This window comes from Streptomyces sp. NPDC059564, assembly GCF_042735575.1.
Lineage (GTDB): Bacteria > Actinomycetota > Actinomycetes > Streptomycetales > Streptomycetaceae > Streptomyces.
Genome location: NZ_JBHWBP010000080.1, coordinates 20360 through 28361, shown reverse-complemented (window position 1 = coordinate 28361; position 8002 = coordinate 20360). Strand labels below are relative to the sequence as shown.

At 74.4% G+C, this 8002-nt stretch carries 6 protein-coding genes; all 6 read right to left on the bottom strand.

Translation table 11 applies throughout. From position 1 onward, the window contains the following. Positions 1-53: 53 nt before the first annotated feature. The gene (locus ACFV0Q_RS16515; RefSeq protein WP_385005803.1) at positions 54-2615 is read right to left on the bottom strand and encodes an ABC transporter permease; all 2562 of its coding nucleotides are present in this window, start codon (positions 2613-2615) and stop codon (positions 54-56) included. Then, complete coding sequence (locus ACFV0Q_RS16510; RefSeq protein ID WP_385005801.1) at positions 2615-3394, bottom strand: ABC transporter ATP-binding protein; 780 nt, start codon at positions 3392-3394, stop codon at positions 2615-2617. The genes ACFV0Q_RS16515 and ACFV0Q_RS16510 overlap by 1 nt, the downstream gene beginning before the upstream one ends. Before the next feature lie 191 nt (positions 3395-3585). Then, entirely contained in the window at positions 3586-4437 is an 852-nt protein-coding gene (locus ACFV0Q_RS16505; protein ID WP_385005799.1) for a hypothetical protein, read from the bottom strand. A 109-nt stretch (positions 4438-4546) separates the two neighbouring features. Continuing rightward, the gene (locus ACFV0Q_RS16500; RefSeq protein ID WP_385005797.1) at positions 4547-5368 is read right to left on the bottom strand and encodes a 4'-phosphopantetheinyl transferase family protein; all 822 of its coding nucleotides are present in this window, start codon (positions 5366-5368) and stop codon (positions 4547-4549) included. Positions 5369-5399: 31 nt separating this feature from the next. Then, complete coding sequence (locus ACFV0Q_RS16495; protein ID WP_385005795.1) at positions 5400-6785, bottom strand: alkaline phosphatase family protein; 1386 nt, start codon at positions 6783-6785, stop codon at positions 5400-5402. Further along, on the bottom strand, positions 6782-7999 hold the full coding sequence (gene eboE / locus ACFV0Q_RS16490; RefSeq protein WP_385005793.1) for a metabolite traffic protein EboE: 1218 nt from the start codon (positions 7997-7999) through the stop codon (positions 6782-6784). The genes ACFV0Q_RS16495 and eboE overlap by 4 nt, the downstream gene beginning before the upstream one ends. Positions 8000-8002: the final 3 nt, after the last annotated feature.

The following is an 8002-nucleotide window of genomic DNA, read 5'->3' as shown; positions in this document are numbered from 1 at the left end:
TGTGTATATGAGAGAGGCCTTGGGGGGGCCGGCCCTCCGGCCGTCGGTGGTTCCTACTGCCGTGAGCCGATGACGTCCGCGGGGCGGCCCGTCAGGGCGAGCCGGCCGGGGACCAGCGTGGCCAGGGCCGTCAGCAGTGCCGCGAAGCCCAGGACGCCGAGGTACATCCAGCCGTCGATGGAGGGGGACGCGGAGCCGGTCATCCCGACGCTGAAGGCGGTGAGCACCGCGAAGGCGATGCCGGTGCCCAGGACCGAGGAGATGACGATCACCAGGGCCGCTTCGATGCGGAGCATGCGCATCACCTGGCGCCGGGTGGTGCCGACGAGCTGGAGCAGCGCGAACTCGCGGGTGCGGTCGGACACCGACATGGCCAGGGTGTTGACCACGGCGATGGCGGTGAAGGCGATGATCAGGCCCATCGCGACGTAGTTCACCTCGGCGTTGGACTGCTGGACCTCGGCCTGGAGGTCCTCCACCTGGTCGCGGTCGAGGACGCCGACGCCGGGCAGGCCGCCGAGGGCCTTCTGCAGTTCGGCCCGGCCGGGCTTGCCCGCGTCGGCGGTCTTGACCAGCAGCGAGGAGGCCAGCGGGTTGTCGACGTGCCGGGAGACCAGCTCGTGGGACATCGTCAGGTCGCCGAAGCCCAGGCCGCGGTCGTAGACGGCCGCGACGGTCAGCTCGGTCTCGGTGCCGTCGCCGAGGGTCAGCTTCAGCTTGTCCCCGGGCTTCTTGCCCAGGTTGTCGGCGGCGACGTCGCTGAGCGCGACGCTCTGCGCGCCGAAGCCGTCGAGGCTGCCGCCGGTGACGCCCGGGTCCCAGGTGCGGGTCAGGCCCTCGGTGGAGACGCCCTGCGCCGGGTACTTCTCCAGGCCCACGCGCACGGAGGTGCGTACGACCTCGGTCACCGCCGAGACGCCCGGGACGCGGCGGAGGTTCTCAGCGGCCTGGGCGGGCACGCCGGGGCCGGCCGAACCGACCACCCAGTCGGCCTTGTTGCCGGCCTGGGCCTGGGCGGTGGCCGCCGCGCCCATGGTGGTCTGGACGAAGAAGACCGTGCAGGCCATGCCGATCAGCAGGGCGAGCGGGGTGACCGCCGCGGCGACCCGCTTGGTGTTGGCGCGGGCGTTGGCCGTGGCGAGGTAACCGCCGACGCGGGAGGCGCGCAGCGGGACCCCGAGGACGCCGACCGCGATCCGGGCGATCAGCGGCCCGAGCAGGGAGACCGCCACCGAGAGCACGACGACCGACAGGAAGGTCACCGGGGTGGACGCGGGCTCGCTGCGCAGCGCGGCGAGGACCGCGAGGAGGACGATCCCGCCGGCCAGGAACCCGACGCCCGCGCCGAGCCGGCCCCAGGCGACGTTGCGCTGCTCCATGGCCGCTTCGGACAGTGCCTCGGCGGGGCGGATGCGGGCGGTGCGGCGGGCGGAGATCCGGGCCGCCGCCCAGGCGCCCAGCAGGGCCGCGCCGATGGCCGCGAAGAACGGGAAGACGCTGAAGGTGACTTCGAGGGTGTCGGGGATCGCCTTGAAGCCGACGAACTTGCCGTGCAGCCAGTAGGCGATGGGCAGGCCCGTGATCGAGCCGAGCACACCGGCGAAGGCGCCGACGATCAGTGCTTCGCGGCCGATGAGCTGGCGGATCTGCTTGGGGGTCGCCGCGATGGCGCGCAGCAGGGCGAGTTCGCGGTAGCGCTGCTGGATGGAGAGGGCGAAGGTGCCGACGACCACCAGGATCGCGACGAGCAGCGAGGTGCCGCCGATGGCGCCGCCCATGGAGACCAGCTTGATCCGGGCCTTGGCCGCGTCGAGGAACTCGACCGGGCCGCGCTCGCCGCCGGTGACGACCTGCGCGGAGGTCCCGTCGAGGGCCTGCCTGACCTGGGCGGCGAGCTCGGACGTGGACACGCCGTCCTTGGGCAGGACGCCGACGACGGCGACCTGTCCGGCCCGGCCGGACAGCCGGTCGGCCTCCGCGTCGGAGAAGAACAGCGAGGTCTGCTGCTCGAGGTCGGCGCCCGCGGGGGCGGCGATGCCGGTGACGCGGTAGGTGCGCGGGGAGCCGGTCGCCTGGACGGTGAGCTCGGTGCCGGGCTTGATCCCGGCCCGGCGGGCCAGTTCGCGGTCGATGACGACCTCGTCGGCGCCGACCGGGGCCGCGCCCTCGGCCAGGGTGAAGGGGGTCAGGGCGGCGGAGGTCCAGGAGTGCCCGTACGAGGGCTTGCCGTCGACGCCCGGGACGACCTGTCCCTTGGGGGTGACGGCGTAGGCCGGGAAGGTGATCTCGGGCAGCGCGGCCCGGACGCCGGGCAGCGAGGCGACCCGGGTGACGGTGTCGGCGGGCAGCCAGACGCGCTCGCCGAGCGGCTTCTCCTTCTTCTTGGTCTTGGTCTTGTCGCCCTTCTGCTTGACGGTGACCTGGTGGACGTTCTGGTCGCCGCCGACGATCACCGGGGCGCCGGCGTAGCGCTCGGTGCCGATCGTCCCCCTCAGGCCCGTCTCCAGGAGGATCCCGCACGCGGTGACGAGGGCGGCCGCGCAGAAGAGGGCGAGGAACGCCCCGATGAAGCCGCCCTTGCGGGCGCGCAGGGTCTGCAAGGCATAGCGCAGCATCAGGCCCACGCTCCCAGGTGGGTCATGCGGTCGGCGACGCGGTCGGCGGTGGGGGCCTGCATGCGGTCGGCGATCCGGCCGTCGGCGAGGAAGAGGACGGTGTCGGCGTAGGAGGCGGCCACCGGGTCGTGGGTGACCATGACCACGGTCTGGCCGGTCTCGTCGACGCAGGAGCGCAGCAGGGAGAGGATCTCCTTGGCGGTCACGGTGTCGAGGGCGCCGGTGGGCTCGTCGCCGAAGATGACGTCGGGGCGGGTGATCAGGGCGCGGGCGATCGCCACGCGCTGCTGCTGGCCGCCGGAGAGCTCGGCGGGGCGGTGGGTGGCACGGCCGCCCAGGCCCACGCGCGTGAGGATCTCCTCCAGCCAGGCGGGGTCGAGGCGTTCGCCGGCCAGGCGCAGCGGCAGCTCGACGTTCTGGCGCACCGACAGCGCCGGGATGAGGTTGAAGGCCTGGAAGACGAAGCCGATGCGCTCGCGGCGCAGCTTCGTCAGCTGGGTCTCGTTCATCCCCCCGAGTTCGGTGTCGCCGATGTAGGCGGAACCGCTCGACGGCTTGTCGAGGCCCGCGGCGCAGTGCAGGAAGGTCGACTTTCCGGAACCGGAGGGTCCCATGACGGCCGTGAACGAACCGCGCTCGATGCCGACCGAGACCCCGTCCAGGGCCCGCACTCCGCGTCCGGCCTTTCCGTATTCCTTCACGACGCCGTCCAGGCGCAGCGCGAACCCCGGGGACCCGGCGCCGTTCTGCCCGCGGAGCCTGTTCGTCTCGGTCCTCATGCGCGACCAGTCCTTCCAAAGCTTGTGAGGGGGGAATGTCAGCAGCCTCATCCGCGAGAAATGGCGGATGCAACGCGACCGATCCTGGACGGCGGCCCTATATTCCCTCTACTCGAAAAGCCCCGGGGTACGCGTTTTCGGCCGGGGGCGGAGTGCCTGCGGCCGGAAACGTGCGTACGGGTGCGGTCGGTTCAGCGGCGCCGGCCCCTCCCCCAGCGGTAGGCCAGGGCCGCGGCGGTGGCGGCGAGGCAGAGGCCGTAGCCGACGGTGACCCACGGGGCGGGGGTGCGGCCGGCGCCGAGTCCGTGGACGATCCCGGCGGCCCAGGCGGCGTAGGCCAGCCCGTGGAGGAACCGGAAGGGGCGGATCCAGCGGCGGGTGGCGAAGACGCCCCGCCACAGGCCGGTGATCAGGGCGAGCACGAAGAGCTGGGCGGCGAGGGAGCCGAGGTCGACCAGGAGGTTCCCGCTGCCGAGGAGCGCGTCGCTCGCGGCGATCCTTTCCCCGGCGACCTTGACGCCGATGTGGACGAGGAGGAAGCCGACGCCGGCCAGGCCCGCGGCGCGGTGGGCGTTCTGGGCGAACTGCCGCAGGGCGGGGGGCAGGACGTCGCGGAAGACGGAGGCGACGCCGAGCATCACCGAGACGGAGAGCGAGACCAGCGCGAAGACCCCGGCCATGCGGTCCAGGAACTCCTGGAGGGCCCCGCCCGCGAGGGCGCCGGCGGACAGCGACAGCGCGACGGCGAGCATCCCGGTGGCCACGACGCGGGCCCCGGGGGCGGGCGTGTGCGGAGGCCCTGGCCGGGCGGGGGTGCGGGGGGCGTCGGACACGGCCCCGGCCCGGGCGGCGGGCGCGGTGGGCGCCTGCCCGGGCCGGGCGGGGGCGAGGGGGGTGGCGGACACGGCCCCGGACCGGGCGGCGGGCGCGGTGGGGGCAACACCGGCCGCACCGGCGGACGCGGGCGCGGACCCGGCCCTGGGCCCGGCGGCGGGCGCGGTGGGGGCGGGTGGGGTGGTGGGGTGCAGGGTGGGGTGGGCCATGGGGTGCTCCGGGGAGGGTCGGTGCTCCGTACGGGGTGGTCCGCCGGACCCGCGCGCGGACCCGGTGAAGGGGGCCGGGCGCGGGTCCGGGGACGGGCGGCCGCAGGGCCTACGCGGGGCGGTGGCGGTGGACCTCGCCGAGCGGGGAGCCGTCGACGGGCCGGGCCAGGGAGGCCGACCAGTTCCCGTCGAGGTCGAGGTCGTCGATCTGCCAGCTGCTGACCTCCCCCTGGTAGCCGTGGTCCACCTCGACCGGGCCGGGCTTGCCGGGCCGGACGTCCAGGGCGTTGAGGTCGATGCCGAGCAGCCCCAGCCCGACTCCCTTGAGCACGGCCTCCTTACGGGTCCACACCCGGTGGAACGCGGCGGTCCGCTCGGGCCCGGCGGGCAGCGACAGGATGTACGCGTGCTCGGCGGGCGCGAGCACCACGCTCGCGAGGGACCCGGACTCGACCGGCCGCAGCGCCTCGATGTCCACGCCGATCCAGTCACCGGCGTGCAGGGCCAGCACCCCGCAGCCGCTGGTACGGGTCAGGCTCAGCGCGAGCCCGACGGCGGGACTGGCGACGGCCGGCGGGCCGTGCTCCAGGTCGCCGCAGCCGGGGCAGACGCGGCGGCCGAGGGCCACCGTACGGGCGTCCACGCCCAGCAGTTCGCCGATGGCGCGCCGGGCTCCGGCCCGGGTCCGGGCGAACGCGGCGGCGTCCTTCTCGTGCCGGAAGCGTCGGGCGCGGACCTGCTCGACCTCGTCGAGCAGGTCGAAGTCGGCCTGGTCGACGCGGTCTTCGAGCAGCCACCACCAGACGTGGGCCTCGCCCGTGGCCTTCAGCCGGGCCGCCTCCCGTGCGGCCGATTCGGGTACGGGCAGCACTCCCGTGCCGTGCGTGTGGTCGATGCGGCCGCGGACGGCGGCCAGGGTCTGGCTGGTCATCGGATCCTCCTCTCCCCCCTTGAGGGCGTTGTCAGGTCAGTCCACCCAGGCGCAGGAGCAGGTCCTTCACCTCGGTGGCGTGGTAGCGGGCGCGTTCCTGGGACGGGTCCGAGCAGAGCAGCAGCGGTCCGTCCCGGTCGTCGTCGGGCAGCCGTCCGTGGCTGCCGCGGACGCACCCCGGGTCGAGCGGCACCACCTGGAGCGGTGCGCGCATCCCCGCCTTCTTCTTCAGCACCGCGAGGGCCGCCTTCGCCTTGGCCGCCGGATCGGCGGGGTCGAAGAACAGCTCGGCCGGGTCGTAGCCGGGCTTGCGGTGGATCTCGACGCCGCGCGCGAAGTCGGGGGCGCGCCGGTCGTCGAGCCAGTAGTAGTACGTGAACCAGGCGTCGGGCTCCGAGACGGCCACCAGCTCGCCCGCGTTCGGGTGGTCGATGCCGTAGTCCGCCTGCTGGGTGCGGTCCCAGACCTCGTCGACCCCGTCCAGGCACTTCAGCACGTCGCGCACGCGCGGGATGTCGCCCGGGTCGGCCACGTAGACGTGGGCGGCCTGGTGGTCGGCGACGGCGAACGCCCGCGAGGTGTACGGGTCGAGGTACTCCATGCCGCGCTGGCTGTAGACGGACAGCAGTCCCTCGCGGCGCAGGGCGCGGTTGATGTCGACGGGCCGGCTGACGGGCGAGATGCCGTACTCGCTGAGCGCGACGACGGTGGTGCCGCGTTCGCGGAGGTCGTTGAGGAGCGGGCCGAGCGCGGCGTCGGCCTCGCGGGCGGCGCGGACGGCCTCGGGGCTGTCGGGGCCGTAGCGCTGGAGGTCGTAGTCGAGGTGGGGGACGTAGATGAAGGACAGGTCGGGGTCGCGGGTGTCGGCCACGTGCCGGGCGGCGCCGGCGATCCACCGGGTGGAGGTGAGGGAGGCGGTCGGACCCCAGTAGTTGAAGAGCGGGAACTCGCCCTGGAAGGCGGTGAGTTCGTCGCGCAGTCCGGCCGGGACGGTGTAGCAGTCCGGGGCCTTGCGGCCGTCGTAGTGGTAGACGGGGCGGGGGGTCAGGACGGTGTCCACGTCGGCGCCCATCGCCCACCACCAGCACAGGTAGGCGGTGGTGTGGTCCGGGTCGGCGCGCCGGGCGGCCTGCCAGACCTTCTCGCCCCGGACCAGGGCGTTGTGCTGGCGCCACATCATGACTTCGCCGTGGTCGCGGAAGTACCAGCCGTTGCCGACGGCCCCGTGTTCGCGGGGCAGGGTGCCGGTGGTGAGGGTGGCCTGGACCGTGGCGGTGACCGCCGGGAAGACGGTGTCGAGCGGGGCGGCGAAGCCCTGCTCGCCGATGGCCCGTACGTTCGGCATGTGCGGCAGCAGCCGGGGGGTGAGGCCGACGGTGCACAGGACGGCCGTCTTCCTCTTGGCGGAGGGGGTCATGAGCCGGGCTCCTTCTGCGCGGCGGGACGGGCGGGGGCGTCGGGGGCGTCCCGGGTCAGGCCGAGTGCGGTCAGCTCCCGTGCGGTCCAGCGGAGTTCGGCGGCGATGCCCCGGGCCAGTCCGGCGTCGCCCACCGGCCGGCTGCCCTCGGGCAGCACCGACCAGGTGTACGTCTCCACCTCGATGTGGTCGGTGACGGCGTGGTCCCCTCCGAACAGGGTCCGCAGGGTGTCGCGCAGCACCGGCCCGGTGGAGGCGAGCGGCGGGGCCGGCTCCTCGTGCAGCGGCACGTGGTAGTGGATCCGCCAGGGCGCCTCGGCGGGCAGCGCCCCGGCCAGGGCGGGCCCGAGGTCGTCGGAGCCCAGCAGGCCGGAGCCGGCCGGTCCGGGTTCGCGGGTCTGGTGCAGGAAGCGCGGTTCCGCGAAGGCGGCCAGGGCCTCCCGGACCCGGGGGTCCGCGGGGTCGGCGGCCTGGAGGGCGCTGGACGCCTGGACCTTGACCACCTGGAGCCCGGCCGTCAGCAGCTCGGCGACGGCGGTGTCCGGCTCCTCGTGGGCGACCGCGAGGTGGCAGGCGTCCAGGCAGAGCCCGATCCAGTCGTGGTCGACGCCCTTGAGGGCCTCGACGGCCTGCGCGGTGGTCTCGGCGACGCAGCCCGGCTCGGGCTCGACGGCGACGCGTACGGTCCGGCCGGTCTCCGCCTCGATCCGGCGCAGCCCGGCGGCGAGCGCGTCGAGCTGGCGCATCGCGGCGGCCCGCTGGGTGCGCGACCAGGCGGTGCGCCAGGCCAGCGGCAGGGTGGAGACCGAGCCGCGTTCGGCGTCGTCGGGCAGCAGTCCGGCCAGGACCCGGGCCAGGTTCAGGGTGTAGTCCAGGCGGGCGGGCTCGGACCAGTCCGGGTAGTACACCGCCCGCTTGACGACGGGGGCGTGGAAGCCCTTGTAGGGGAAGCCGTTGAGGGTGACGGTCTCCAGTCCGCGGGCGGTGAGCTCGCGGCGCAGCCGGGTGACGGCGGCGGGGTCGGCGGCGAGGGTCGCCGCCGCGTCGACGGGCAGCCACAGGCCGAGGCCGATGACGGACTCCCCGGCGGCCCGGCGGACCGGTTCGGCGTGGGCGGCGAGCTGGGCGGTGATGCCGTCGAGGGTTTCGGCGGGGTGGACGTTGGTGCAGTAGGCGAGGTGGACGGCGGTGCCGTCCGGGTGGCGGAAGCGCATCAG